Origin of the sequence: Mesorhizobium sp. M0816 (assembly GCF_040320005.1) — a bacterium.
GTDB lineage: Bacteria > Pseudomonadota > Alphaproteobacteria > Rhizobiales > Rhizobiaceae > Mesorhizobium.
In genome coordinates, this window is the sequence record NZ_JAMYOT010000028.1 from 1 (window position 1) to 24,584 (window position 24,584).

27 protein-coding genes and 5 pseudogenes are annotated in these 24,584 nt (G+C 59.4%); 15 read left to right on the forward strand and 17 right to left on the reverse strand.

The features are described from left to right. From NKI17_RS29500 to NKI17_RS29510, 3 genes and pseudogenes are all read right to left on the reverse strand, one after another. Window positions 1-457, reverse strand: a 457-nt coding sequence (locus NKI17_RS29500) for a pilus assembly protein TadG-related protein (RefSeq protein WP_352907149.1), incomplete at its 3' end; no start/stop codon positions are given. Between the two features lie 666 nt (window positions 458-1,123). Further along, a pseudogene (locus NKI17_RS29505) lies at window positions 1,124-1,325 on the reverse strand (transposase); the annotation flags it as partial. Further along, window positions 1,325-1,786, reverse strand: coding sequence for a hypothetical protein (locus NKI17_RS29510; protein WP_352726423.1), 462 nt, complete (start codon window positions 1,784-1,786; stop codon window positions 1,325-1,327). The pseudogene NKI17_RS29505 and the gene NKI17_RS29510, both read right to left, overlap by 1 nt. Before the next feature lie 1,065 nt (window positions 1,787-2,851). On the opposite strand from NKI17_RS29510, the gene NKI17_RS29515 reads away from it, so the two are divergent. Both NKI17_RS29515 and NKI17_RS29520 read left to right on the forward strand, forming a co-directional pair. Continuing rightward, on the forward strand, window positions 2,852-3,163 hold the full coding sequence (locus NKI17_RS29515; RefSeq protein ID WP_352450276.1) for a PilZ domain-containing protein: 312 nt from the start codon (window positions 2,852-2,854) through the stop codon (window positions 3,161-3,163). A 378-nt stretch (window positions 3,164-3,541) separates the two neighbouring features. Further along, a complete protein-coding gene (locus NKI17_RS29520; RefSeq protein WP_352907150.1) occupies window positions 3,542-3,724 on the forward strand; it encodes a hypothetical protein in 183 nt (60 codons plus the stop codon). A 139-nt stretch (window positions 3,725-3,863) separates the two neighbouring features. Here NKI17_RS29520 and NKI17_RS29525 read toward each other — a convergent pair whose 3' ends face one another. The 4 genes and pseudogenes from NKI17_RS29525 to NKI17_RS29540 all read right to left on the reverse strand — a co-directional run bounded on the left by NKI17_RS29525 (window position 3,864) and on the right by NKI17_RS29540 (window position 5,705). Then, window positions 3,864-4,010: a hypothetical protein gene (locus NKI17_RS29525; RefSeq protein WP_352907151.1), complete on the reverse strand. Its 147-nt coding sequence runs from the start codon at window positions 4,008-4,010 to the stop codon at window positions 3,864-3,866. Between the two features lie 49 nt (window positions 4,011-4,059). Further along, window positions 4,060-5,013: pseudogene (locus NKI17_RS29530) on the reverse strand (IS630 family transposase). A gap of 82 nt (window positions 5,014-5,095) precedes the next feature. Further along, complete coding sequence (locus NKI17_RS29535; protein ID WP_352907152.1) at window positions 5,096-5,404, reverse strand: exonuclease/endonuclease/phosphatase family protein; 309 nt, start codon at window positions 5,402-5,404, stop codon at window positions 5,096-5,098. 118 nt (window positions 5,405-5,522) lie between these two features. After that, window positions 5,523-5,705: a DUF3606 domain-containing protein gene (locus tag NKI17_RS29540; protein ID WP_352798476.1), complete on the reverse strand. Its 183-nt coding sequence runs from the start codon at window positions 5,703-5,705 to the stop codon at window positions 5,523-5,525. A gap of 399 nt (window positions 5,706-6,104) precedes the next feature. On the opposite strand from NKI17_RS29540, the gene NKI17_RS29545 reads away from it, so the two are divergent. Further along, the gene (locus tag NKI17_RS29545) at window positions 6,105-6,308 is read left to right on the forward strand and encodes a CsbD family protein (RefSeq protein ID WP_352450279.1); all 204 of its coding nucleotides are present in this window, start codon (window positions 6,105-6,107) and stop codon (window positions 6,306-6,308) included. Window positions 6,309-7,436: 1,128 nt separating this feature from the next. Here the strand turns inward: NKI17_RS29545 and NKI17_RS29555 are convergent. After that, entirely contained in the window at window positions 7,437-10,019 is a 2,583-nt protein-coding gene (locus tag NKI17_RS29555) for a caspase family protein (protein WP_352907153.1), read from the reverse strand. 836 nt (window positions 10,020-10,855) lie between these two features. Here NKI17_RS29555 and ligD point away from each other — a divergent pair. The 3 genes from ligD to NKI17_RS29570 all read left to right on the forward strand — a co-directional run bounded on the left by ligD (window position 10,856) and on the right by NKI17_RS29570 (window position 13,414). Next, entirely contained in the window at window positions 10,856-12,625 is a 1,770-nt protein-coding gene (gene ligD, locus NKI17_RS29560) for a DNA ligase D (RefSeq protein ID WP_352907154.1), read from the forward strand. Between the two features lie 116 nt (window positions 12,626-12,741). Beyond that, complete coding sequence (locus tag NKI17_RS29565) at window positions 12,742-13,215, forward strand: hypothetical protein (protein WP_352726373.1); 474 nt, start codon at window positions 12,742-12,744, stop codon at window positions 13,213-13,215. Further along, window positions 13,175-13,414, forward strand: a complete 240-nt coding sequence (locus tag NKI17_RS29570; protein ID WP_352726370.1) for a DUF982 domain-containing protein — start codon at window positions 13,175-13,177, stop codon at window positions 13,412-13,414. The genes NKI17_RS29565 and NKI17_RS29570 overlap by 41 nt, the downstream gene beginning before the upstream one ends. Before the next feature lie 481 nt (window positions 13,415-13,895). On the opposite strand, the gene NKI17_RS29575 is transcribed toward NKI17_RS29570, so the two are convergent. Together NKI17_RS29575 and NKI17_RS29580 are read right to left on the reverse strand one after the other, a co-directional pair. Then, window positions 13,896-14,261, reverse strand: coding sequence for a low affinity iron permease family protein (locus NKI17_RS29575; protein WP_352694289.1), 366 nt, complete (start codon window positions 14,259-14,261; stop codon window positions 13,896-13,898). 139 nt (window positions 14,262-14,400) lie between these two features. Then, window positions 14,401-14,562, reverse strand: coding sequence for a hypothetical protein (locus tag NKI17_RS29580; RefSeq protein WP_352726368.1), 162 nt, complete (start codon window positions 14,560-14,562; stop codon window positions 14,401-14,403). A gap of 232 nt (window positions 14,563-14,794) precedes the next feature. Between NKI17_RS29580 and NKI17_RS29585 the strand changes: the two genes are divergently transcribed. Beyond that, the gene (locus NKI17_RS29585; protein ID WP_352694287.1) at window positions 14,795-14,962 is read left to right on the forward strand and encodes a hypothetical protein; all 168 of its coding nucleotides are present in this window, start codon (window positions 14,795-14,797) and stop codon (window positions 14,960-14,962) included. Between the two features lie 527 nt (window positions 14,963-15,489). Here NKI17_RS29585 and NKI17_RS29590 read toward each other — a convergent pair. Continuing rightward, a pseudogene (locus tag NKI17_RS29590) lies at window positions 15,490-15,781 on the reverse strand (DUF1236 domain-containing protein). Between the two features lie 226 nt (window positions 15,782-16,007). Between NKI17_RS29590 and NKI17_RS29595 the strand changes: the two are divergent. The 7 genes and pseudogenes from NKI17_RS29595 (at window position 16,008) to NKI17_RS29625 (ending at window position 19,609) form a co-directional block, all read left to right on the forward strand. Next, window positions 16,008-16,268 carry a DUF2269 family protein gene (locus NKI17_RS29595; RefSeq protein WP_352756874.1) on the forward strand — a complete coding sequence of 87 codons (261 nt, stop codon included), beginning with the start codon at window positions 16,008-16,010 and terminating at the stop codon, window positions 16,266-16,268. Window positions 16,269-16,436: 168 nt separating this feature from the next. Next, complete coding sequence (locus NKI17_RS29600; protein WP_352907155.1) at window positions 16,437-17,207, forward strand: hypothetical protein; 771 nt, start codon at window positions 16,437-16,439, stop codon at window positions 17,205-17,207. Beyond that, window positions 17,204-17,599 (forward strand): phage holin family protein, encoded by a 396-nt coding sequence (locus NKI17_RS29605; protein ID WP_352694281.1) that lies wholly within the window; start codon window positions 17,204-17,206, stop codon window positions 17,597-17,599. The genes NKI17_RS29600 and NKI17_RS29605 overlap by 4 nt, the downstream gene beginning before the upstream one ends. Continuing rightward, on the forward strand, window positions 17,596-18,507 hold the full coding sequence (locus tag NKI17_RS29610; RefSeq protein WP_352907156.1) for a hypothetical protein: 912 nt from the start codon (window positions 17,596-17,598) through the stop codon (window positions 18,505-18,507). The genes NKI17_RS29605 and NKI17_RS29610 overlap by 4 nt, the downstream gene beginning before the upstream one ends. Before the next feature lie 180 nt (window positions 18,508-18,687). Further along, window positions 18,688-18,738: pseudogene (locus tag NKI17_RS29615) on the forward strand (hypothetical protein); the annotation flags it as partial. Window positions 18,739-18,856: 118 nt separating this feature from the next. Continuing rightward, window positions 18,857-19,198, forward strand: coding sequence for a phage integrase central domain-containing protein (locus NKI17_RS29620; RefSeq protein ID WP_352725724.1), 342 nt, complete (start codon window positions 18,857-18,859; stop codon window positions 19,196-19,198). Between the two features lie 3 nt (window positions 19,199-19,201). Then, the gene (locus NKI17_RS29625; RefSeq protein ID WP_352725716.1) at window positions 19,202-19,609 is read left to right on the forward strand and encodes a tyrosine-type recombinase/integrase; all 408 of its coding nucleotides are present in this window, start codon (window positions 19,202-19,204) and stop codon (window positions 19,607-19,609) included. Window positions 19,610-19,803: 194 nt separating this feature from the next. On the opposite strand, the gene NKI17_RS29630 is transcribed toward NKI17_RS29625, so the two are convergent. Then, on the reverse strand, window positions 19,804-20,064 hold the full coding sequence (locus tag NKI17_RS29630) for a hypothetical protein (protein ID WP_352694276.1): 261 nt from the start codon (window positions 20,062-20,064) through the stop codon (window positions 19,804-19,806). A 166-nt stretch (window positions 20,065-20,230) separates the two neighbouring features. Between NKI17_RS29630 and NKI17_RS29635 the strand changes: the two genes are divergently transcribed. Then, window positions 20,231-20,497 carry a DUF6894 family protein gene (locus NKI17_RS29635; RefSeq protein ID WP_352694275.1) on the forward strand — a complete coding sequence of 89 codons (267 nt, stop codon included), beginning with the start codon at window positions 20,231-20,233 and terminating at the stop codon, window positions 20,495-20,497. 204 nt (window positions 20,498-20,701) lie between these two features. On the opposite strand, the gene NKI17_RS29640 is transcribed toward NKI17_RS29635, so the two are convergent. The 5 genes and pseudogenes from NKI17_RS29640 to NKI17_RS29660 form a co-directional block, all read right to left on the reverse strand. Further along, window positions 20,702-20,953 carry a DUF6894 family protein gene (locus NKI17_RS29640; RefSeq protein WP_352694273.1) on the reverse strand — a complete coding sequence of 84 codons (252 nt, stop codon included), beginning with the start codon at window positions 20,951-20,953 and terminating at the stop codon, window positions 20,702-20,704. 57 nt (window positions 20,954-21,010) lie between these two features. Continuing rightward, window positions 21,011-21,319 carry a hypothetical protein gene (locus NKI17_RS29645; RefSeq protein WP_352694271.1) on the reverse strand — a complete coding sequence of 103 codons (309 nt, stop codon included), beginning with the start codon at window positions 21,317-21,319 and terminating at the stop codon, window positions 21,011-21,013. 380 nt (window positions 21,320-21,699) lie between these two features. Then, window positions 21,700-22,317 (reverse strand): annotated as a pseudogene (gene istB / locus NKI17_RS29650) (IS21-like element helper ATPase IstB); the annotation flags it as partial. Window positions 22,318-22,447: 130 nt separating this feature from the next. Further along, window positions 22,448-23,425 (reverse strand): FAD-binding oxidoreductase, encoded by a 978-nt coding sequence (locus tag NKI17_RS29655; RefSeq protein ID WP_352907157.1) that lies wholly within the window; start codon window positions 23,423-23,425, stop codon window positions 22,448-22,450. Window positions 23,426-23,615: 190 nt separating this feature from the next. Beyond that, complete coding sequence (locus tag NKI17_RS29660) at window positions 23,616-24,473, reverse strand: LysR family transcriptional regulator (protein WP_352725714.1); 858 nt, start codon at window positions 24,471-24,473, stop codon at window positions 23,616-23,618. Window positions 24,474-24,584 lie beyond the last annotated feature (111 nt).

A 24,584-nucleotide genomic window follows, 5' to 3' on the forward strand; every position in this document is an offset into this window, starting at 1 on the left:
CTTTTGAAGCATCCGTAATAAGAGCCACCGCCCTTGCTTGTGCGCCAACTGCGTTTTGCGTGAATATCGACGTAAAGAACCGATCGAGGTTCTGATGAACGACCACCTCAACCGCCTTTTTTCCGACATTTGGACCGGCTGACGGAGGCGAGAAAACCTCTATTGTACCTGCTGACGGTCCCCAGCCGTTCGTGGTCGCTGACGCTGTCGCTGCGGAGACAATCTTTGGCGTGTCGGATCCCGAAACCTTTTCCAAAGCGCCAGCATAGGCCGCCGCATCCGCCACCGCTTGTAGCTTCAGGCTGCTGTAATACCAATAGGAAGTCTCGATACCGAGGCCCGCACCGCCGACGACAATCGGCAAAGACAGAGCAAAAATAGTAGCAACGTTGCCGCTCTCGCCTGTTTGTCGCAGACGGCTAACAAACCGCCTCAAGATACGGGCACCCCATTCCATGGAAATATTTAAGCCAGGATGAATGAAGGAACGACTAAGGATTTCATTCCATTTGATATGGGCACTCTTTAGCCCCGACCGGCACAAAGTCCGGCGACCGCATTCGGCCAGCTGCTCGGCGTTGGGCGCACCCGAGCGACCCGCGAGCGGCTATGGAAGCGGCGCCAGGAGCATGCCGGGCCGCCGCCAAAGGGCATGAAGCGCCCAGCCACCCAATGGGTCAAGCCGGGGCTGATTGGCCGCGTAAGCATGTGCACCGCGAAGAGGGTCTACGCAACGCCTCGCTGCTGGACTTCCGGGATCAGGATTAGGGCGACACCGGCCATGCCGCGCCTCACCCTTGGGCAAAGCCGCCTAGGCTTACCGCAAAGCAGAGTTGAGTTGTCGCAACGCCACCTGGGCGGCCGATAGCCTGTGCTTTTCGAAGATCGCTAGCTTCTGCTGATAAGTGATCCGCACCTTGGCGTTGCACCCGTGGCATCTGAAGTGCGCGATCGTTCTTAGTGCAGAGCCTTTCCTTACTGCCGGATAGGAGCAATCCGGACAATTGAATGTGAGCGCAACATTAGATAAGTCTTTGGCTAAACCCATTTTCAGATCGTGTCCCAGGATGTGGTGGAGCTGACGGCTTGCTCGCCGCGCTCTCCGGCATGGGGGCCGGGATGATCAGCGTGCCACCGCTGGCAGGCTGATGAGCGGATCATCGCTCATTTGGCTGATGGTTTCCAGTGTCATGTATCTGGCTTGGACGGCCCATTCGTCGTTCTGCTCAAAGAAGGAGCGCGCGTACGAGGTGGACGATAGCGTCGTTGGGCAAGATGCCGACGACCTCGGTCCGCCGCTTAATCTCGCCGTTGAGCCGCTCAATCACGCGCAGAGTTCCTGGACTGATGCTCGGCTGCCGGCAACTTGCTCGCCAGCCAGGCGGTGGTCGGGGAGACTGGCCAGCCACACGCTGGTGATTCCAACCTGTGCCGATGTGCCAATCAGCAACCTTCGTCGGTCTTTTTCACCTGGCCCGGCGCGGCGGCTCTTGGCTGCCGTGTCCTGCTGACCTGGCGCCGCCTGCTGAGCGCTGCCAGTCTGCTGGCCGGGCGCGCAGTCTCTGGCCGAGTTCGGATTTGTGGTGCCGCTGGTGGTGGTCGTGTCGGTGCCCTGATCGCCGGACATGTTGGTGCCGCTGCTCGTCGCGCCGGTGCCCTGATCCGTCGTGCTGGGCATGGTTGTCGTGGTCGAGGTTCCGCTCGTTGAGGTTCCGCTCGTCGTCTGGGCAAAGGAAAGCCCGGCCGACAGCGCCAGCACGGCCGAAGCCAAAAGGATGCGTTTCATCTTCTTTCTCCTGTCTAAATGCGCGGGGTGCGCTGTAAATCCAACAGGCCCGCAGACAGAAAGAGTGTTCCCCGATGAAGCTCAACTTTTGTAACTCTGACAACGATGAGCCTTTTGAGACGATTCATCGCCGTTGGCTCCGCTGCGGCATGTTTGCCTTCGGTCTCCTTTGCAGATTTGCGCAACGATTAGACCGAAAATAGTCGCGATTTCGCCCGTCGGTTGCATTCCGGCCTCGAACACGTTATTTTTGACGCTAGCGTTCCCGGGGGGGGAAGGTGGATGAGCATCGTCCAAAGGGTCGGTCCAGTTCTAGAACAGGCGATTGCCGCAATCCTCAACAGGGCGGACCGGGGGGACACCGTCTCGGTTAAAGCCGCATTATACCACGTTCGGCAGTCTGCGCCTGATTTGACACTATGCGACGACCATATAACCGAGGCTATCCTCGAAGTCGCTGCGGCCCTTGACCTGTTGGTGGCTTTCGATAGTCGCGAGTAGCCGATCCATCGAGCGTAGCGGTTTGATAGGAACGGCCCGGCAGCCAATCGGGGGGACCAGCGGCCGCTGGCGCTAACTAAGCTAGCGACAATTGGGTCGTTCGCCGGTTGCGCAAGTTATAGGCCATCTCATGCATCATTGCTTATTTGGTAATCTGATTATGTTCCGTTGCCCTAGCCGCCGGATCTCACGATCCAGACTCGGTTCCTTGCGTAGGTGGCCAGGCGCCGGCACCAGCCGGCTGGAGTTCATTGAGCCTTGATGCCGACCTTGGTCGAGAAGCCGCCCGAGGGCGACGCCTGGATACACGAGGTGGAGTTCGACGGCTACTGGGCCTGTCTGCCGGAAGGTCAGCATTTAGGTCGGCGTCGACCAGAAGCTTGGAACCGTGTTGATCGGCATGTCGGCAAACGCGGGACCTTTTCTAGATCATTGCCTTTTTCTGCGCGACCCGACAGATTCACCTGAGCATGCCCTGTAATGTCACGAAATAGGGCAACATGACCCATCCATTGCTGCGCGTCTGTGTTCGGTATTACCTAGGGGCGAATTGACATTTTATCGATGGCAAACACCGGGAACCCAGTTGATGAGAGATCCGACGAGCATCGGCGCGAGCGCCGCCAACGTGTGCTAAAGGGCGGGACGATCATCACCGGGATCCAGAATTCCGAGATCAGCTGCACCTTGCGCAATCAGCATGAGGGGGGCGCTGAGCTGAAGGTCGCGCCCGATGCCCGGGTTCCCGATCGCTTCTTGCTCTACGTGTCGGTCGATGGAGTTGCCTATCGATCGGAGGTTCGCTGGCGTCGCAACGACCGCATCGGCGTCAAATTCACCGGCACCGAGCCAAAACCGAAACTTCACTACGGCTGACCGACGGTAAGATGAAAGTCAGACTTTTTCTGGCACTCGCCAGTTATTTTTCATGTCCCGAACAGCACAAGTTGCACCGCACATTCTTGCCGAGGACAGCCTGGACAGGACGTGAACTGCGCAGCCGTCCTTGAAACCGCTTTCACGGCTCTCATTCCTCTTGCATCGAGCAAGGCTGGACGGCTGAAGAGACTGCCACCGCACTTTGTAACTTCGCCAAGAGACCACCTTGAACAGCTCAAGGCGACGACATCGACTTAAGTTCGCCTAGCTGTGCGCTGTTTTGACATTTCGACATCGCGGTGTCGGATTATTTGCATGCAAACGAGTGTTGCGACGCTATCCTCCCTCCTCAACGTAAGATTCTGGGAGGAATGTATGACTCCGCATGACCGACACGCCGTTGAAATCGTCAGAGACAAAGACTGGTCGGTTCGCGTGACGGTCAATGGCACCACGACCACCGTCCCTTTTACATCCGAGAGCTACGCGCGCTCGTTTGCAGATGGTCAGGCGTTCCGGCTGGGCGTTCAGGTGGCGGAGCTTAAGAAGGCAGCCTAGCTGCGCGCCGACGCGACCCGGTACAGTATACTCGTCAAACGCCGCTTCGAGTTCGCTCGTGCAGGCGACATCGCCCGGCTGGACAACAGCTTCCCGGTCTGGAACGGCGCGCCAAGCCTATCATTTCGAGAGAATCCGGTTAATCATCAGTGTTCCTCGCGGTTCGATAGAGCTTGATCCAGGCCGGCGCATGGTCGCTTGGCTTCTCCCAGCCGCGCATGTCGACATCCACGCCGGCACTGCGCAGCCGGTCGGAAAGCGAGAGGCTCACAAGGAGATGGTCCATTCGCAGGCCCGAACTCCGATCGTAGCCGCCCCACTAGAGCGGCGGACTTTCATGTGAGTCCATACCCTGCGGCTGCGAAGTAATTTCTGCATTCTGTTGGAGAGAAGAGATTGCAGATATCGCCAATGGCCTGCCACAGGGCGTCGATGGTTCTGATGGCCTTTGCGCGCAGGTGCGCCTTGAGCTTGGCGAATGCCATTTCGATGGGATTGAGATCTGGGCTGTAGGGCGGCAGGAAGAGCAGCCATGCGCCTCTGGCCCGGATCGCTGCCTCGGCGGCCGGGCTCTTGTGGGCAGCGAGATTGTCGAGGATGACGACATCGCCTTTGCCAGCGTCGGAGCGAGCTGCGTTTCGACATAGGTTTCGAAGATGCGCCGGTTCATCGGCGTGTCGATAACAAAAGGGGCCGTGAGCCCATGACAGCGCAACCCGGCGATGAAGGTCTGCGTCTTCCAATGCCCGAACGGTGCCTTTGAGCGCAGCCGTTGGCCCTTTAGGCAGCGGCCGCGCAGACGTGTCATCTTCGTAGTGGTTCCGGTTTCGTCGATGAACACCAGCCGATGTGGCTCAAGCCGCATCCGCGGCTGGCGCCTGGTCTGCCACTCCTGCCGCGCCTTGCTGACGTCGGGACGATCTTGCTCGCTGGCCAGCAGCGTTTTTTTTGAAGCGATAGCCATTCCTGATGAGCCAGCGCGAGATCGAGGCAGGAGCGACCTGGACGTCTGTAGCAGCGGCCAGTTCGGCGGCAAGCTCCGGCATGGTGATGTCATCCTTCTCGGCCACACGGCCAAGCAGGAACGCACGATGCGGGTCGAGCTTGGAATGGCGGCGGCCACCGCTGGCCTTGGGCGCCAGGCTCTCGGTCTTTCGATAGTTCCTCATCAGGATCACGACAAACGAAACCGACACCCCAAAATGTGCCGCCGCCGCACGCCGCGAGTGGCCAGCCTCGACAAACCGCACAACACGTTCACGCAAATCGAGCGAATAGGGCTTGGGCATGGCAAATCACCTCCTACAGGAAGTGAATCATGAACCACGCCTCACTGGAATCCCTCGCGATTCAAACTGAACGTCCGACGCTCTAGGAGAAATTCCAATAGGTGTAGATGCCCTTCTCCGGATGGATGCGCCGGACGCCATCGACCCAGCCATCTTTGAGCATTTTAGCATAGGCCTGCCGGCATTCCGGGAAATAGACCGCATCGCCCAGCCATCGCCTTGGCACCACGGCGTCGATTTGGGTTGGAACGACGTTATAGTCGCCGCAGAGAATACTGGGTGCCCCAACTTCGAGCAAGTGCTGGCCGTAGTCGCTTTCGCCTAACCACTTCAGGAGCACAGGTAATCGGCCGTTGACGCCGTTCACATTGAAGGTAGCGATGCGAGTCATGTGCGTGCCCCCTCATGAGGACCTCGCGGCAGCCGGTCATAGGCAATGTGGCCTATCCCCTGCGCTGAACCTCGAGCTCCTGATGTTGCAACTTCGCCAGCGTCTGTGCGGCCGAGCCTCACTTCCTGCCCAGCTTGTCGTCGACTTTCTTGCGAGTGTTGGCGACCGACTTCACCGCCGACTTGACGTCAGCTTTGCTGGCGCCGGTTTTGCTCGCCTCATACTTCATTTCGTGGTCCTGCCCACCAGCGACCCTTGGCCGGTCCTGGTTGCGTCCACGCGTTGTGCCAGTGTTCGCCATTTCTATCTACAACAATCGCCGTACCAGTCCTCAGACAACGTTGCCGGACTCTTCCGGTTCAATCGTGGCGACGCGCGTGGCACGGAGCCAGCTCCCAGGCAGGGTATCGAATGAGGCCCATGTATTCGGATCCGGCACGTCGCTACCGCGGGCGAGCCTAGCGGCTCGAAGCCTGGGTGGGCGATTTCGACATGGATGATCATGCGCAGGACAGCCGTGCTCCTCTCGCTCAACACGTCACGCTCCGCTCGGGGAGGTCGACGCGTCCCCAAAGGCCCACCATCTCCTGATTGGCGTCGTCACCTTCCCAACTGGAGACGTGAACATCAGAGATCTTCGTCCCGGAACTCCCTGGCCGGACGACCGTTTCGCCTTGTGCAAAACAATGGAGGATATGTCATGGACTGGAATCGCGTCGAAGGAAACTGGAAGCAGGTCAAGGGTAAGATCAAGGAACAGTGGGGCAAACTTACCGATGATGATCTTGATCGCATCGCTGGCAATCGCGATCAGCTCGAAGGCAAGATCCAGGAACGCTACGGTATCGAAAGGGACCGCGTTCGGCAGGATATTGACGATTGGTATGATCGGCAAGTCTGGTAGGATCGCATCACGCCGTCATCTACAGGAAGAGGTGCTGTTCACTTAACGGCGCTCCTTGGTGCGCTGGCAGTTGCAAGGTCAACCCGGCTTGTGTTGAGACAGCCAGCGGTCTGACCCAGCCGCTGCGATTGTAAGGCGCAGACGGACTCGCATGTGAGTTATGCGCTGACCGGCTGCCGTCCGGCTTTCCGCGATAACGCCGTAGGCGCGAGCGTGGCCGCTGTTAAGTTCTGCGGGCGGCGGACCTGATGTCTGTTCGGCCGGCGCCTCCCCCAAGCTCCCAAACGGGCAGCGGCAATCTCGTCTATGCGACAGCAATAGCCACTTGCGCCGACAACATGCAGCCAAATCCAGCATCGACAGCAAGCCAGCAGCGTTCCCCAAATACCCTTTCGGGCGTTCTCGTCGAAGTGGCTGACCTCGCCTCGAAGCTCAAGTTCGCCACTTTTCGAGCTTGCTCGACCGTCAAATCACCGGACTTCCCGATCGAGGGTTTACGGCGGACGCCGGCATTGGTCCGGTATTGCAGCATGACGATCTTGCGCCCGGCCGGCGTGACTCCCTCACGAAGGCAGTCAGGTCTCATCGTCAGAGCTAGCGGGTCAGCCTCGTCCCGGAAGGCATGACGCGGCCAGCAATTGAATCCTCCCCGCCTGCCTGACCGAGGCCTGAGGACGACTTCACCCATTTCCGTCAGAGGCCGGTTCTCCCTGCTGTCTTTTGTCGTGTTCGGCGGGATGTCGATGACGACTGGCAAGTCTGGTAGGATCAGAAAGCGCCATCGGACGCCAGGCTCATGCAATCCTTCTTCGGTCTGACCTGATCAACCCCAGCCGCCTCCCCCGCTTCCACCGCCACCGCCACCAGAAGGAATGACAGGCGCAGGAACAGGCTCGTCCTCAACCGGTATAATCACTTTCTTCGCGGTTTTTTGTTTGCGAACGGGCTTGACGACCTTCGGCGGAGGCACCCGGCGGAAAATCTTCGGCTGGGGCGTTTCGACCAGTGGCGTCGGTTCAACTCTCGGAACCAGGGAAGTGCAGCCCATGAGGCCCGCCAACAAGCCGGATAACGCTGTTCCAAGTATTGCGTGTTTCAATACTCTGCTCGCCATTGTCTCCTCCTTGGTCAGAACAAGTCCCGACGCGGATTGGCTTCTTCCCAGACTCGTCTGGCCGCGTTAACCAGTTGAGTGTCTTGTGAACCGGACCCGGGAAGCTTCGATTTCAGTTCCTGTCGCAGTTGCTTCAACGCCGCTGTTTTTGGCTTCGGTCCGAACTTTGCCAGCGACCTCTGGGCGTCCGGCAGTTCCTTGCGCACGTCAAGTGCGGCGGCAAGCGCAAGGAAGCGCACGGCAAGGGCCTGATCGGCCTTATCGCCCTTTTGCATTTCGAGGGCCGCGCGATCGTAAGCTGCGGACGGATCACCCCGAGCGATCCCAATTTCGAAGAATCTTTGCGCTTCTGCGAGGCTCCGTCCCACCCCGACACCATCCCGATACATGCGTGCGAGGCTGCCGGGCGCATACGGCTGACCGAGATCGATTGCCTTCTGAAATAGCGCTAACGCCGTTTTGGGGTCCTTTTCCACGCCCTGCCCGGACAAGTAATTGCGCCCGAGCAGGTTCATGGAATACATGTCCTGCCGCTGGACACCGGCTTGCAGGAAGGCAACAGCGCGGGCCGGGTCAGCGGTTACGCCGTTGCGGCCCTCAGTGAAGATCGCGGCCAGATCGTTCATGGCATAGGTGTGCCCCATCGCTGCCGCCTTGAGCAGCAGGTCCAAACCCTTGCCGGTGTCGGGCTTGACGCCATACCCATTGAACAAGGCGCGACCCCACGACGTCATTCCGTAGGGATCGCCTTTGTCGGCGGCCGCCGCGTAGAGGGCATTGGCCTGGGTGCGGTCCAGGGCCACGCCGGCTCCGGTCGCATACATGTAGCCGAGTTCGAACACGGCGCGTACATGTCCCTTCCTGGCCGCCTCCTCGACGGCTGTCTTGGCTTCTTCGACCTTGCCTGCCGCAAGCAGCGCCCGCCCCAGTTCGTAGCGGAAGCGCGGGACTTCCGGATAAGCCTTTACCGCGGCCTCGCAAAGCTCAACCGCGCTAGCGCCAATTTCATTCGGCAGCAGGCCGGGGCTGACGCCTTGCAGATCGAGAGGTTCGCCGGCAGCCGTGTCGCACGGATTGATCGTCGGCGACAGTTTCATCGTGGCGGGCTTTGATGAGCTGCTGTCCGCCCGGATTTCGAAGCCGACCTCGACCTTGGCTTCCGCGCCGATCTGCGGTTCATAGCGCAGCCGATCGACCTCTCCGGCCATCAGGCTCGACTGCGGCGACAGGGTTCGATCGGGCAGCGAGAGCGTTCCCGTTGCCGGATAACTCGATACTTTAAGGCTGACGGCGGGATCATCGGTCGGGAAATCCAGATTCAGCGCAACTGGACCCACGCCCACGGGAACGTCGATGTCGCGGTTCTCGATCGCCTCGGCCGCACCGGTGATATGAATGCCACGCTCCAGCACCTGCTGCTTCTGCTCGGCCTCGAGCGAAGCCATGATCTGTTCGCCTTGCGCGCCTTCACCGCTCTTGACCCGAAACACGACGATGCCTTGGGTCTGGCCGCCCCAGTTGTCATGCGTCGCATAGGCCAGCATGTCGACCTCTTCCTGCGGGGCGACTCCCTTGGGAACATCCATCTGCAGGCGCGGCAGATCCTTGCCCTGGATCGGCACGCCCAACTCAACAGCCTTGCCGTCCAGCATCAAACGTCCCAGGCCGGGCGGTCTTTCGATGCTCAGGGTAATCGTGCCACCATCGACATCGACCGGTTCAGGCAAGCCCAAGTCGACGGGTCCGACTCCTGACAGCACCACCTTCTCCAGCACGGGCGGCAGCGATGGTCGATTGCTGCGGCGCATCAGGACGACTTCGTCGATCAGCGATGAGTTCTCCCAGGGAACCTGGAGGCCGTTTGTGGCCTCGACCACATCGCGGCGCACCGCCGCCATCACGGTGCGGATCTCCTGGTTCGGGGCCAGCGCGCGACGGGAAAACGCCGCCGAAAACGGGCTGAGTTCGCCGGCGCCGTCATAAGCCGCCGCCCCGGGTTCGGTGGCAAAGGCAATCAAGGTGTTCAGCGAGCTTCTCACCTGTGCGAGCCCGGTATTGCCGGCAGTGATGAGCTGGTCTCTCAGCCAGTAATTCTTGCGTGGGAACGGATTGTTGCGGCAGGCATCGAGTATGATCACCTGAATCTTTGATTTCGAGCGTAACTGTTCCAGCACATCGTTGAGCTTGATGGCCTGGACTTCGATGTCCGCCGCCTGCTTCAAGGAGGCATCGACCGGGATCAGAAAATTTTCGCCGCCGATCTGAAAACCGTGGCCGGAGTAGTAGACGACGGCCAGTTCTGCGCCGTCTGCGGCGGCAAGATAGTTGCGGAACTGCTCCTCGAATTGCAGCTTCGTCAGATCGCTTGCGACGAAGACCTCGAACCCTGCCAGTCGAAAGGTTTTTGACACGTCCTCGGCATCCTTGGCCGGGTTCTTGAGTGCGGGGAATTGTCGGTACTCCGAGTTGCCGATGACAAAGGCGACTCTTCGGTCGGCGCAAGCGTCAAAGGTCGTGAAGCTCGCGAAGAGGAAGGCTGCGATGATTCCGCAAAGTCGGAGCATGGCAATTCCCTTGAACGCTATTGCCTCGCCCACAAGAACACGGCATGTGCTAGCAAGGTCCGTCAGAGAGCATGCAATCCGCCGAGACAGAAAGAGAGAAAAGCCGTCGCGACGGCGGGCATATTCCTCACTTGATCGAATACTAAATTACATCAGGGACCGAGTGTCTGCAACGTCTGTCACACCTCCAGGCTACCGCCAATCCCAATTCCGCCACTGATATCACTGATATCGGGAGGAGCAGCTGCGGGAGGCGAGGATTGCGGCTGCGAGTTTCTGGCATTTTTTCGGCTGGGAACACCCTTTGCTCCGCACGGGGGCGACATCGCAGGCGACACTTGCTCGCCTGGGCCTCTGCAGTAAGGTCACAGGCTCTTTGCAGGCTCGGCCGGAGTGCAAAAAGAGTTTCCCCAGAAGTTCAACGATCGGCTGGGTGGCCGACGTCATTCGCTTAGTGTTCTTGTAATACGTGCTGAGAGCATGGAGCGAGCCCTTGCCGCAATCTCCGTCGAGGTCATGCGATAACAACCTGGGCGGCGCGAGCCAACTGACCGAAAGCGAAAATACCGAACGGCGTTGAGCCCGGGTCATCGCCCCTCGCCTTCTGCTGCGATCAGCTTGCTATCCTCGGCCTTGGGACGGGAGTGCATGAGAGGTTCGAGGTTGCGACCGACGCAGCTAGTCCGCCACACATCGTCGGCCATCGCATCTCCCGCGTCGAGGCAAAGATCACGAACTGGAATCTTCGCCAAAGGACAGTCCGGTCCACCGAAGATCTGAGGGCCCGCCCAACTTTATGCAACTTTCCTAAAATGCCCGGAACCGAGGCTCGTCCTGCGGCTTGAGTCGATTTCTGGAGTCGCAGATTCATGAGTAGCGCAAGGGACCGGCTTTCCTTCATCGAGTTTCAATCACCCACCCTGGTGGCCAAAGCTCCCGAAGACGGCGAATGGCTTCACGAAATTAAGTACGATGGTTACCGGACCCAACTCATCGTCGAGCGAGCAAGAGCACGAGCCTTCACACGTCGCGGCTACGACTGGTCGCATCGCTACAAGAGCATTGTCCAGGCCGCGGCGAACCTGCCGGTGAAGTCTGCGATCATCGACGGCGAAGCCGTTGTCCTCGGCGAAACGGGTCTGCCGGACTATCAAGCCTTGGAGCGGGAGTTGGGCAACCCGAACTCGCCGAGGCTTATCTTCTATGCGTTCGATCTGCTGCACCTTGACGGGCGCGACCTTCGCCAGCAGCCGCTGGTTGAGCGCAAGGCCGCACTGGAGAAGCTGCTGAGCGATACAGCGCCAAAATTGATCTATGCCGAGCACCTCAAGGTAAGCGGCAGCGCCATGTTCGCACAGGCCTGCAGGATGGGCCTGGAGGGGATCGTGTCCAAGCGCGCGGATGCGCCCTATCGCTCCGGCGTCCAGACGAGTTGGGTCAAGGTCAAATGCATCAAGAGCGACACTTTCCCGATTGTGGCTTTCGTCGAGAAGCTCGGCGCCCGTCCGCGCCGCATCGCATCGCTCTACATTTGCAGGCGACAGGACGACCGGCTGCTTTATGCAGGCAAGGTCCAGACCGGCTATACGCTTGAAGCATCTCAACGTCTTCGCGAGCGGCTCAACCCCCTGATCATCGACAAGTCGCCGCTGTCACTGCCTGTCGACAAGCCCAAAGCGACCTGGGTCAGACCAGACGTTCTGGCGGAGGTGCAATTCACTGGCGTGACGGATCGCGGCATCTTGCGCGAGGCGGTGTTCAAGGGATTGCGCGAAGACCTCGTGCCTATCCCGGCAAAACCGCCCGCACGGTCGAAGCGACGGCTGGACCGGAACCATGGCGTCCCGCGCGAGAACATCCTGCAACTGCTGCCCGATGCGGTCTCACCCACCAAAGAAGAGCTCGCCGGCTACTGGGAACGGGTTGCCGATCAGGCGCTGGTTCATCTTGGCCGGAGGCCGCTGAAGCTGGTTCGCCATGCCTTGGGGGCCATCTTCTATCACAAGGGACCGCTGCCGGACATTCCCGCAGCAGTGCACCAATTGCGGGTCCAGAAGCGCGAGGGTGGTGAAGGGGTGCGCGTGTGGGTGGATGATCTTTCCGGTTTGCTCGGACTGGTCGAAATGGACGCCGTGGAGCTTCATCCCTGGAACGCTACGGTGGACGACATCGAGCATGCCGATCGCGTCGTTCTGGACCTCGATCCCGGCGAAGGCGTCGAATGGTGTGAAGTGATCGATGCCGCTTTGGCGCTGCGCGACATCATGGAGGCGGCAGGTCTGAAGAGTTGGCCAAAGGTCACAGGCGGCAAGGGGATCCACCTGATGGCCCCGCTTCAAACGAAGATCACCCACGAGCGCGCCCGGCAGCTCGCAAAGTCCCTTGCTCAGTGCCTTGTCGATGCTGATCCCGATCGCTATTTGCTGTCGGCCGATCCGGCAGCCCGAAGAAGCCGGATTTTCATCGACTATCTGCGGAACGGACGTGGCAATACGGCCGCTGGCGCCTTCTCCCCGCGAGTGCGGCCTGGCTTCCCGATCGCGCATCCTGTGACCTGGAGCCAGGTTGAGCGTGGCATTAAGCCGGACGCCTTCACGATCAGCCATCCCTTCACGGCGGCCAAGAAAAGGGCAGCGTAGCGTGTCGAGAGCCGCCAACTTGCGCTCGCAGCCCACACGCGACGGAAGGCCCGTCTGAGATTCCTCCGCTGCATATGTGGAGCATTGCGCCTCGCTGCATCCTCAGAGTAGTTCCGATGCGGCAGGGTGGCTTACCCAACCCAAGCGGCCTCACATTTCTGTCGAATGCAGCACGCTGTGCTTTCACGAGCGCGTTGCGCGCCTTCTTCTCCGGTGACTTGACTGCCGATGGAATTGTTGTCACGGCTGCGGCGCGAGCAGCTCGTTTTGGTTTGTCCGCCGCAGTTGTTGCAGGCGTTTCTGCCTTGCGCCCCAGCCCTATTGATTTTGCCAAGGCCGAGCGACCCGCCAACGGGCGTCATTTGAGTTTAGGATTGCCCCGAGAAGAGCCTGTTCAGTCTCAATTGCATCGGGTAGCGGGGCTTGAAATCGCGAAGATGCGCGTTCATGCAACCTCCGCCCTTTCTTCGCGTTTAGCCGCGTTCAACCCTGGCGAGCGAGAAAATGCCGGCGTTCATTCCGATTACAATTTACCTGAATTGCAAGCCGATGGTGGTTGCATCAATATCCGATGCTGCGAAAGCCCTTGAACAACCATGGCCACACGTGGCCAAGCCGCAGCGGCTCGAAGCCGTCCGAATGATCAAGGAATGCTTGGCCGGTCATTGCAACCAACAAGCTGCGATCGATGCCTTCAAGGCGGCCGCAATCGAACAGGGACTTTTTACCCAAAGGCCTCCGAGCGTAGGCCTCACGAAATTCGACGCGGTTGTTAGAGACATGGTGTGAGCCCATACTGCTCTCGCCATCTGGACCGCTGGCAGGCTTCGCCGGCCATCGCTATGCCGACGAATTCCGCGGCGTCGGCATTCTCTTGAGAATGCGGCAGCGCTCGACGGCGGTGCGCTTCCACATGGCGCGGTCAAAGCCGGGAGACCTGAACATGGCTTGGAAGTGCTTCCGCCAGGTCGGCGAAAGATGCACTCCCACCGAATACGATAGGCCGCTATGATTTCGACATTGCGACCGCGGCACAACCAGTCGAGCTGCGCCCTAGCGGCAAGTCCGGCGAGCCCGCTCGCGTCCATCCCGTTTTGCAACAGCCAGTTTTCTTGCCGACTACCAAACAATGCGCATACGTTAGATTAACCGCCCTCCGCTTACGCTTACCGCTGCCGCGCATCTCGTGGCGCTTGGCCGCCGCTGGCGGGACCTTGAGCGACCGCGTCCTGCTGGACTCAGCTTGCCCATGATGGCTTTTGAGTAGCGCTCACGCGCCAGAGACTCCCCCGTGCTTGGTTTCTCGATCAGCCGCAGCCGCTTCCATTTCGAGCCGCGCCAAATGGGCCTTGATTTCCTCAGGCTCGGCGTGCTCCAGCCCTACGACATTGTTCCTCGTTTCCTTCAATGCAACGATAATCTCATCGAGCTTGGCATGGATGGCAGCAGTGTCGCGATAACCCTGGATCAGAACAACGCCGGTAATCACAATCGCTGCTACTGAAAGCGCATAGGTGATTACGCTTGTTAGGCCGAAAGGGACCATCGCAGTGCAGGCTATCATGGCCACGATGATCAGATAAAAGCCGGGCGGCCGGGACAAAAAGTCAGCAACTACAAAGAGAAATCGGTTCATGTGAATCCCGGTTGGGCCTCGATCTTGGGTGCTCGTCAATGCGGTCCGAGATGCGGACGGCTCTCGCCTATGAGCCAGCGGAATGAGGCTCCGGGACTGCGCATGAACAGTTGCTGTGCAGTCGTCCCTACTTTTCCACTTATGCGGGAACGTCATCCTTTCCGGATAGGACGCGAGGGTTGGCACGAGAGACGCCGTCGTTCATTCCCCCTTTGTGGTTCTTCTCGGACTGGCCCCTCGCGTCCGCCTCTGGTTGCGGCTTGCCGGCCAGCTCTTTTTCAAAACGGGTGTTTTTCGACATGGCTCTCTCTCCATTGAGAAACGCCAACTCGATATGAGGAGCAAAGTTCCGCGGCCGGAACCAACCTCGTGCAGATTGCTTAGTCACCTGCTTCCGCTTTTGTACTTCGTGCCCGGAGGCGGTGATTGCCGGCAGTTGCCGGGATCGGTTGGAACTCACAGCACGAAAGCTTGCTCTCGCGCCCCCAAAAGTGACAGATTAGCTGACTAACTGATTGACGCAGTCAGACTGAATGGCAAAGCAGAAACGAAAGCTCGATGCGCGTCAGGTGCCACCTTCTCCAGAGGAGACTCAGGAGGCCGCCTTCTATGCGCGAAAATGCGGGCTGACGACGGACGAGGCGCTCAAGTTGATCCGCAACGCAAAAGTGCTCACCTCGGCCGCCGTCAGATCCTACTAGGCTCGCAGTGTTCGGACCGCTTTCTGCCGTGCCTCTCGCTGGCGCCTCAGTTCGTTGCGCTTGGCAGCCAGTGGAAGTCGTCATGCCCCGATGAAAGGATCTTGGCGAATGTGCCGTTTGCGATCCATGAATTAAGGCAGTGCGCTCGCCCGCATCTTGATCGTAGCCGAAACATCTCTGATTTCACGGGTGTGGTGCAACATCCAGATTTCGGCCCTTTCGCTAGTCGCATATCGGTATGGCCTAGTAGTCGCCTTCGAACGACTCAGCTTCGCCATGGCCAGGAAATCGAATTCCGGGCAGGACGGCCTCGACTTCGCAAGGCCGCGTCGGCGCGCGCTGGATGCGTCAGAATGACGAAGCTGTCGACCTCATCTCCTCATGGCTGCTGGCATGCCGGAAATTCGTTGGCGGAATGCATGAAACCCCGATTCCATGTTCTCATTCTGCTTACGACCGCGTCGATCCCGGACCCACGCGAAAGTCCGCCGCACCTTCGGCACGGCGGGCTTTGGTAGAAAATCAATCTAGACCTTAACAATCCTGCGGGTACCTGGGTCAACCAGAACGGTTCGTCCCTCAACGACTCATAACGGTACTGAACGTCCGGGACTTCGTACAGCTCGACTGTGTCGGGCAGAGCGGCGCCAATCTTGAGCTCAACACCGGGAAGCTCAGCGATGCTATCGGTTTCTTCTTTACATACTCCCGGATCACCGTGTCCTGCTCAGGCTGAATGATGACATCCTGAGCGGCGACCGCTCCGACACCTACGAAAAGAAGGATTCCTGTCGCAGCAGATAAAAATTGCTTTCCTATATAGTCCTCCAAACGAGGCAACCTTCCGCTGCGGTGCTTGATGGTCCCGCACGGGGCTACTTACCTGAACGGGCGGAAGGAATTGTTGTTCCGCTGGCGCTGAGCAACCCCGCGGCCGGCCGCCACGATGGCTTGGTTCCTTCGTAGAAAGGAGCTTTTAGGTCAGGACAATCGGGATGTGGGCATTCTTCACAGGGACAGGGCTGGTCGCCAGCGGTGCCAAAAGATGCACAAGCTGGCGTCGCAAGCCGCCGCTGCAGGCGCACCGTGGCCGCCGCGCTATCATCGGTTTTTCTGGCTGTCGGTCGCCTTCGGCTTCCCCGCCTTCGCTGCCGTACTCGGGATCTTCTGGCTGGTAATAGCTCGCCCAGCAATCGAGTCGCAGGCAGGGCATGCTGCGATCACGCGCAGTCAAAGCATTTGCGGAAAATTCCCGCCCCATGCAGAGCGAATATCCGCCGGAACGGGCCTATTACCCTCGCGTTAACGGTGATGACGTTCTCGGCAGATGTCTACCGCGCCGCCGGCTTTGCTGTTCTGAGAGAAATGCCCGTTAGTCGCACCGGAGTCCGGTCGCCGATATCATTCTAACGGCGCTCACTGCCGTGGGCATAAGGCACCCCTTCAGGCTGGTTAGGCGGAGCTTACCAAAAAAGTGCTGTTCGAACGGAACACAGAAAGCGCAGGCAAGTTCGGTGGGCAGTGGAGGAGATTGCGCCATGAACAGTGTCATTTATCTCATCGGCCTTGTTGTCATCGTGCTTGCGATCCTCTCCTTTCTCGGATTCCACTAGGAGATACCATGCAGGACCAGGACGACCAGGGCCGTCAGACGGCCGATTTCGAGGCAGCCAAAAGCGAGCTTTCGGAAAGACTACAACGGGAAAAGCAGACCGCGACAGAGGCGCTCCACGATGCTCGCGACGAAATCACTAGGAAAGCCGCCGATTACGCCTCGGAAGCAAAGGAAGCGTTGTTCAACAAGGCGGAGGGAACGCAGCGCGACGTGAGCGCCAATCTGAAGGCTTTCAGCGGCGCCTTGCGCGCGGCCAGCGAGCATCTTGCCAATAGCGATCAACGGACCGCTTCGAAGTTGGCCCTTGACGCCGCAGGCGGGCTCGAGCGGCTTTCGTCGTCCTTGAAGGATAAACCGTTCGACGAGGTGCTTGGTGAGATTCGGTCGTTCGGCCGCGACAACTCGGGGGCGCTGATCGCCGGTTCCGTATTGGCGGGCCTGGCGCTGGGACGGTTCATCAAGAGCTCGCCACCATCTGCCTCGACCGGGACACCGGTCCAGCCGGGAACAGGCCAAGCATCCGAAACGGGTTCGAACTCGCGATCGGCTGAGGCACTAGAGCCGACGCCGCTACGATCCGATCAGTCCGGCGACGACTGGGCCAATGCAAGGGTGGAGCAAAACCCATGACCGACAATCAGGACAGTCGCAGCCTGACAACACTTGTGGGGGATCTCGCACAGCAGGTCACGACGCTGCTTCAAACCGAAAGCAGGCTGTTGCGGGCTGAAATTTCGGAAAAAGTGACCAAGGCGGGCGCTGGCGCGGTTGAGGTCCTGGGAGGTGCCATTTGCCTGCTCGCCGCCCTGATTGTGCTCTTGCAGGCGCTGGTAATTGCTTTGGCGAGCGCCGGGTTGGGGGCGGGTTGGTCTTCGCTGCTGGTCGGAATCATGGTGGCGATACTGGGGATCATACTCTTGCGCACCGGCACGGCAAGCATGGCTCCCTCGGAGCTGACGCCCGACCGCACGCAAGACCAACTCAAGCGCGACGCACGCGTGATCAAGGACCAGATAAGATGATCGACAAATCCTCAGCCGAACTCGAACGCGATGCCGACATTGCCCGAGCCAAGATAACGGACACCGCAGATTCGATCCGCAGCAAGATGACACCGGGTCAGCTGATCGACGAATTCACCGGGATGTTCACCGGTGAGGGGGCGGCCATGCTCAGCAACCTCAAGGCTCAGGTCAGGGACAATCCCCTGCCCCTTACATTGGTGGGCGCCGGCCTGGCGTGGCTCATGCTCGGCAAAGGCACTTCGCTAGACAGTTCAGCGCCAGGCGCGTATCGGAGCAGGCCATCTGGGGGCTCCCGCAATTTCTCCGACCGGCAGAGCTTCGGCGAGGGCTGGCATGAGTCGAGCAGCGAGTACAATGGTCCCGAAAGCGAAGCTGCCGGAGGCGGCTCCATGCTCTCAGATGCCGCTGATTCGGTGGCTTCGGTAGCAGGCGGTGCTACCGAAGCTGTTGCAGACCTTGCGAGCGGGGCCAGAGAAAAGTTGAGAAGCACGGGCGGACAAGTCGCCTCGGGCGTTAGTGATGCGACTGCACAGGCGCGCGAGTCTGCGCTGGACTTGTTCCAGCGCGAACCTCTGGCAATGGCTGCGGTCGGCCTCGCCGTGGGCACCGCCATCGGTGTGATGCTGCCCCACACCGCCTCGGAAGACGAGCAACTTGGCCGCTACAGCGACGAGCTCCGTGAGAGTGCCGAGGTCGTCCTCGAGACTGGCATGGAGCAAGCCAAGCAGGTCGCCGCCGAAGCCTATGAGACCGTAAAGGAAGAGGCTGACCGCCAGGGCGCCAGCGGCGACGAGACGCTAGTCGACCGCGTCGGCGAACTGGTAAAGAAGACGGCAAGCAAAACCGAGGAAGCTATTCGCGATCGTTTGCCGGAGACGGACGAGCCTCCCAAGACTTCGTCATAGCGCTGCCGCCGGTTTTCGTGGTGCGCTGGCGCAGCTGTTCTTGAGGTCCACCTAACTAGCGTTTCAGCTATTCCGTACCGTCCCCTGCTTCTTTGAAAATGGGGCTTCTGGATTTATTTGTCTCGCACTGTCCGGCCCCGTCCCGTACTCATGTGGGCTCGTGACGGCAAGCGGCGTGAAATGGGCTTGGGCGCCTATCCCGTCGTCACACTTGCAAAGGCACGAGCGAAGGCCACCGAGTGCAGGTCTGCGGTTGAGGAAGGCCGCGATCCAATTGCAGAGAAAGCGAAGGAGCAGAGCCGACTTTCGGGGACTGCGCTGACAAGTACATCGCCACCATCAAGTCCGAATGGCGGACAAGCACGAATATCAGTGGAATCAGACGCTCACCAGTTTCTGCGAGAGCATCCGGCCGAAGCGGGTTTCGACAATCACAACCGAAGACCTTCTAGAAGTTCTTGCGCCCATCTGGCAGGCCAAAGCCGAGACGGCATCGAGGCTTCGCGGGCGTATCGAGCGCGTTCTAGAGTTCGCAAAGGTGAAGGGCTGGCGCTCGGGAGAGAACCCGGCGGCATGGCGCGGCAACTTGCGGAACCTCTTGCCGAAGCGCCAGCGGTTGCAGCGAGGCCATCAGCCGGCAATGCCGTATGCTGAAATCCCCGCGTTCACGGCTCGCTTGCGGAAGGCATAGGCGATGGCAGCTCGTGCGCTAGAGTTCACAATCCTGACTGTGGCCAGATCCGGCGAAACGTTTGGCGCGACGTGGAAAGAAATCGATTTTAAGGGAAAGCTCTGGAATGTGCCGAAAGAGCGCATGAAGGCCGGCGCCCCGCATACCGTTCCGCTATCGATCGAGGCCCTGGCGATTCTGGAAGCCCTGCACGAGCAACGGCAGGAGGGACAGGAATTCATCTTCACCCGTGACGGTGAGAACCCTCTGTCAAATATGGCCATGATGATGCTGCTTCGGCGCATGAAGCAGACGGAAATCACAGTTCACGGTTTCCGCTCTGGTTTCCGGGATAGGTGCGGCGACGCCACAAGCTTCTCGCGCGAAGTTGCGGAGGCCGCCCTGGCTCACAAGGTCGGGGATGAAACCTAACGAGCCTACCGCCGGTCTGACGCGCCCAAAGGTAGTGCTCATGGCCTCTGCCGCCATTGGCGATTCACTTGCGAGGCGATCGAGCAGCGCAAAGAGATTGCCGCGTTGGTAGCCGAGGCGCGGCGAACAGCGGCCGCTGTGATATGAATGGACCTAGTTCGCCAATCACACAGCGATGCCCGTGCCCCTAACCTTCAAGTCGCACGACCCAGAGCGGATGAAACTACAGCCGCTTCCGTTCCCGGCAGTTCGAACAGCATGGGCAGATGGCGACACTCGGCTTCGTCGACGATCAGCTCCTCAATAGTCGCGATGGAAAGATGGCTTTTGAGGCGCAGCCGGACAACCGCCGCGAGTTTGTGAACGGGGACCGGTACCGCCCCGGCGTGATGGGCTAGCAGACTATTGATCTCAGCAACTACCTTTGGATCGACGACGTGGGGCAATGGCAGCATGAGAGCACTCCTTTCGGAAGTAACTCTAAGCCGATCAGGGCGATGAGTCTGGCGGCGTACGTTTTTAACCAAATGCGCGGACATCATTGGACGTCAGATCACGCTCGTTAGCGGTTGCGTGCATTCGAGCGGCGGGCGCCGGCTGCATAGCCAATCGTGAAGCAAGATGAACCTTTCCCGCATTATTGTGTTTGGAGGGATGCCTCGCTTTTTCTTCGACTTCACCGATACCGGGCAAGTCTTCCGCGACGTCGAAGGCACAGATCTGCCCGATCTCGAAGCTGCAAAACAAGAGGCGGTGAGAGCCTTGGTCGAGATCACCACAGATAAGCTGCCGGATGGCCCCTATCGAGAGTTTGTGATGAAGGTACCCGACGAGAGTGACCAGACGTTCGCAGACGCAGTGCTCAAGTTTGAGCTGCGGGAGCGCTAGGGGTCTTCAAATGGTTTCCGCCTGGGACAAGTTTGACATAGTAACTGCTCGATTGAATGAGCGCCGCGCCCGCGCAGACATCGAAGACCTTCGGCAGACCATCGGCGAAACCCGCCGTGTAATCGCAGCGGCCCGTAAGCTGTTGGACCGGCTAGCCGTAGGCCACGGGGCCATCTCGTCAGAAAGCAGCTCCTCCCGCCCTACCTAGGCGCTGCTGATGCCCGCTATGCGGCTCAGTTCGAATTTGACCACGATCTGCACTAGCTGGTTGCCTGCTTCATCGCGGACTTGAATGCTAGCCTCGCGGTAGGTGCCATCGGGCAGCTTTTCTCTTGCGATTTCAAGCAGCGTTTTTGCTGCCTCGTCCTCCGCAGATTCCAGGTTCGGAAGCTCTGAACCTTCAGGGTCTGGGAAGGTCTCTCCATTGCTGGACAAGTCGAAGAAATAGCGCGGCATCAGTCCTAACTAGGATTGCCGGAAAATGTTCAATATCTCTTTTTTACATACAAAGAGCTAATTCACCATGTCCCGCAGGGGCTTCTTGCGCTTCGGTGGCCGGTATTTCTCCACCAGCCTGATCTTGTCGATGTCGATCGTCACCAGGGGCCACATGTCAATGGTCACCTTGCGGCCTTCCTCGTCTGTGCGCGTGACCTCGCCTGTAAGCTCGATTTGCTGGCCTCGCTTGACCTTGGAAGAATCCCGGATCGAATGCGGGAAGTTATAGGACGGAATAGAGACGCTTACGCGGTCCTCGGTGACCCGCCTTCGAACCGTGGCCGTGATTGCAACCACGTCACCGATGCCAATGCCCCGCGCCATGCCTTTGAGTCTGGAGCGGCCGGCGCCTTAGTCAAGATGCTGCTAATGTACAGCGACGATACCGCTTGGCGGACTGGCTAAACTCTCGTTATATCGCGCGCATGGCAAGCGGCTGGACGATTTGTGGCCGGCTACAATCGGCAATACGACACGTTCAAAACGCTGTCGCTGGACGCTCCCATGGGCGGTCGGAGCTCAGACGAATCGACCTGCTGGAGGCACCGGCCGCTTACGAACCCGATGAAGACGAGGAAGATGATCCGGATATCCTGATGCTCAAGGGCAGACACTTCCGTCTGTGATGGACAAGGGGACGGCCCAATCTTAGGTGTCAAACGAATCCAGGAATTGACCCTTTGGCGAACTGAAGAACTGACCCTTCATTGGTTTGCTGTTTGGTTTGTTTCGGGCACCGAGCCGACCTTCTGCAGAAGGCCGGACCGTCGCTTTTCGCGCAGCCTGTAGCTGTCCCCCCTGATGGTGATCACCGTTGAATGGTGAAGCAGGCGATCCAAGATTGCCGTGGCCACCACGGGATCTCCAAAAACGCTCCCCCATTCACCCACCGAACGGTTGGAGGTAATCAGGATCGATCCCTTCTCGTAGCGGCGGGACACCAGTTGGAAGAAGAGGTGGGCGGCATTGGGCTCGAAGGGAAGATATCCGAGCTCGTCGATGATCAGCAATTTCGGCCGTGACAGGATCGTTAACTGCTTGTCGAGCGAGCCGTCGCTGTGGGCCTTGGCCAACATCGCCACCAACGTGGCTGCCGTGACGAACTGCACGTTGTAATTCTGGCGGATTGCCTCGCGGCCAAGGCTCACTGCAAGATGGGTCTTGCCCGTGCCCGGAGGGCCAAGGAACAGGACTGTGTCGTCGTGGGCGATCCAGCGGCAGGTCGCAAGTTCCCTGATCTGTCCCTGATCCAGCGATGGCTGCGCGTCGAAGTCGAAGCCGTCGAGTTCGCGCACGAACGGGAACTGCGCCAGTTTCCAGGCGCGAGCGTTGTCGTGAGCTGACCCAAAGCAGTAATCGTCTCTTCAATTCATGAGGGAACGTGCCTGAGGCCGAAGTTCGTGTGGTGCTTCGAAGCGGACACGTTGGGCTTCAATCCAAACTCACCCGGGGTTAAAGATCTAGCAAAACGTCGCCTTGCGGGCGGCTGCAGCACGCCAGGACGTAGCCTGCCGATTTGTCGTCCAATGTCAGTCCGCCCAGGTCATCCATGACGACTTCGCCGGACAGCTTGGCGATCCGGCACGTGCCGCAAACTCCCTGCTGGCAGGCGGTGGGGACGTAGACGCCACATTGGCGCGCCACTTCCAGCAAGGTCTCTCCGGGCGCGCAGTCATGCGCAACGCCAGACCTGACGAAGCGGACCGAAGACGAAACCTTTGAAGCCGGTACCGAACGCGAACTGTTGCCGCCTCCGAAGCTCTCCTCATGATACTGTGAACGGGCGAGCCCGATTGCATCGAGGCAGCTGCGTGCAGCCTTCATGTAGGATTCCGGGCCACAGGCAAACACCGTACGGCTGTGGAGATCGGGAACCAAGGTCAGGAGCATCTCACTGTTAATTCGCCCGGTTGGACCCGTCCAGGCCGGGTCTCCGTGACTGCAAATGCAAGTCACATGAACATTGGGAAAGCGAGCGGCAAGTGCGTCCAGTTCGAGCCGAAAAATGATGTCGTCCGGCGTTCTCGCACTATGAATGAAGTGGATATCCTGGTCGGCTGCGCGGTCGGTAAATGCGCGCAGCATTGACATAACGGGAGTTATCCCGCTGCCACCTGAAAGGAAGAGGGACTTTGCATGCGGCAGATCGTCGAGATTGAACGAGCCGAGCGGCCCTTCGATCTCGATCCCGTCGCCCGGCTTCAAATTGTCATGCAGCCAATTCGAAACGAGCCCGCCCGGCGTCCGTTTCACGGTGATCTGCAGGTCGAGCGGTCGCGTCGGCGGTGACGAAACAGAGTAGGAGCGCGTCACCGCGGCACCGTTGATCCTAAGGTGCACCAGAACATACTGGCCAGCGCTGAAGCAGAACATCCGACCTGAAGCGGGTGTGAGAACGAAGGTTTTCACATCGTGCGTTTCGTCGATCACGCGCCGGCAGAGCACAAGCTGCGGTGTGGTCTGTGCCCATTGCCGGTGACGCTTTGTTGGGACGAAGCCGGAGGCTGCAAAGGCCGCGTATGCATTCATCAGTCAACTCGGGTTTGAAGTCGAGCCAACATGCCACTTCAAACCCCGCTGAACAGCCGCGCAATCCTGCCTTTATGATCGGTAATTTCGATTAGACTTCCAGTGACATCACAGCAACCTGGAGAGCTCGGATGCCTTTGCGAATAATTGGTTCGTGTTTGCGGCGCGCGAGTATCGCGGTGTGGACTGGCTGGTGCAGCGTCGGCGCTCCCTCGACGAGAAACGATGGGAGTTCAGCAGTGAACCGGCGCGCATCGTCGCTACGCATATAGCAGGTGCCGCCCGTTCGCCGCAGCATGATCTCCGCCAGAGTTTCCGATCCCGTCGAAAGCCGGCAGATCGTTAACTCGGCCAACAGCTCTGCGTGCGTCTTTTCCAGCACGGCGGTGTAGCCCGGGCGAATGTAGGTTTCAGGGTCGACGTCAGACAGCGTTCTGGCAGCCGTCGAAACCATCACATATTCCTCGACCATCAGGTGTTCGTAGGCGATCTCAGGCAGGTAGCGAGGCGCATAAAGGACGGCGATATCCAGATTTCCCATGCTTAGGTCGCTGACCATCTGGTTCGAATAGTCCGACTCGACGTGGATCGAGGATTTTGGAAGGGCCTGGCACAGTGTCTCGACCCATCCGGGCAGGACCGAACGGGTCATGCCTACCTGTGCGGCGATGCGCAAGGTGCCCTCGAACCGGTTGAACGCTCGCACGTCGTGTCGAGCTTGCGACCAGGTCGACAGCAGGGATCTGGCGTAGGCTTCGAACCGCCGTCCTGCGGCTGTCGGCTCAGCACCGGCGCGCCCGCGCTGGAAGAGCTCGGACCCGATCGCGCTCTCCAGATTCCTGATCCGGGTGCTGATCGTCGACTGGGTCAATCCCAGCCGATCGGCGGTGCGATTGAAATTTCGCGACTCGATGATGTCGAGAAAGGTTTCGATGTGATCTAGCTGCACGTGACCTCCAATCGAAAAAGTCGATCATATTGCGCTGGATCATAAGCTTGATCAAACAATACTCAAGGCGGAAGCTGCATGGGAGAAATCGGCCGGCAGCATCGACCAGGC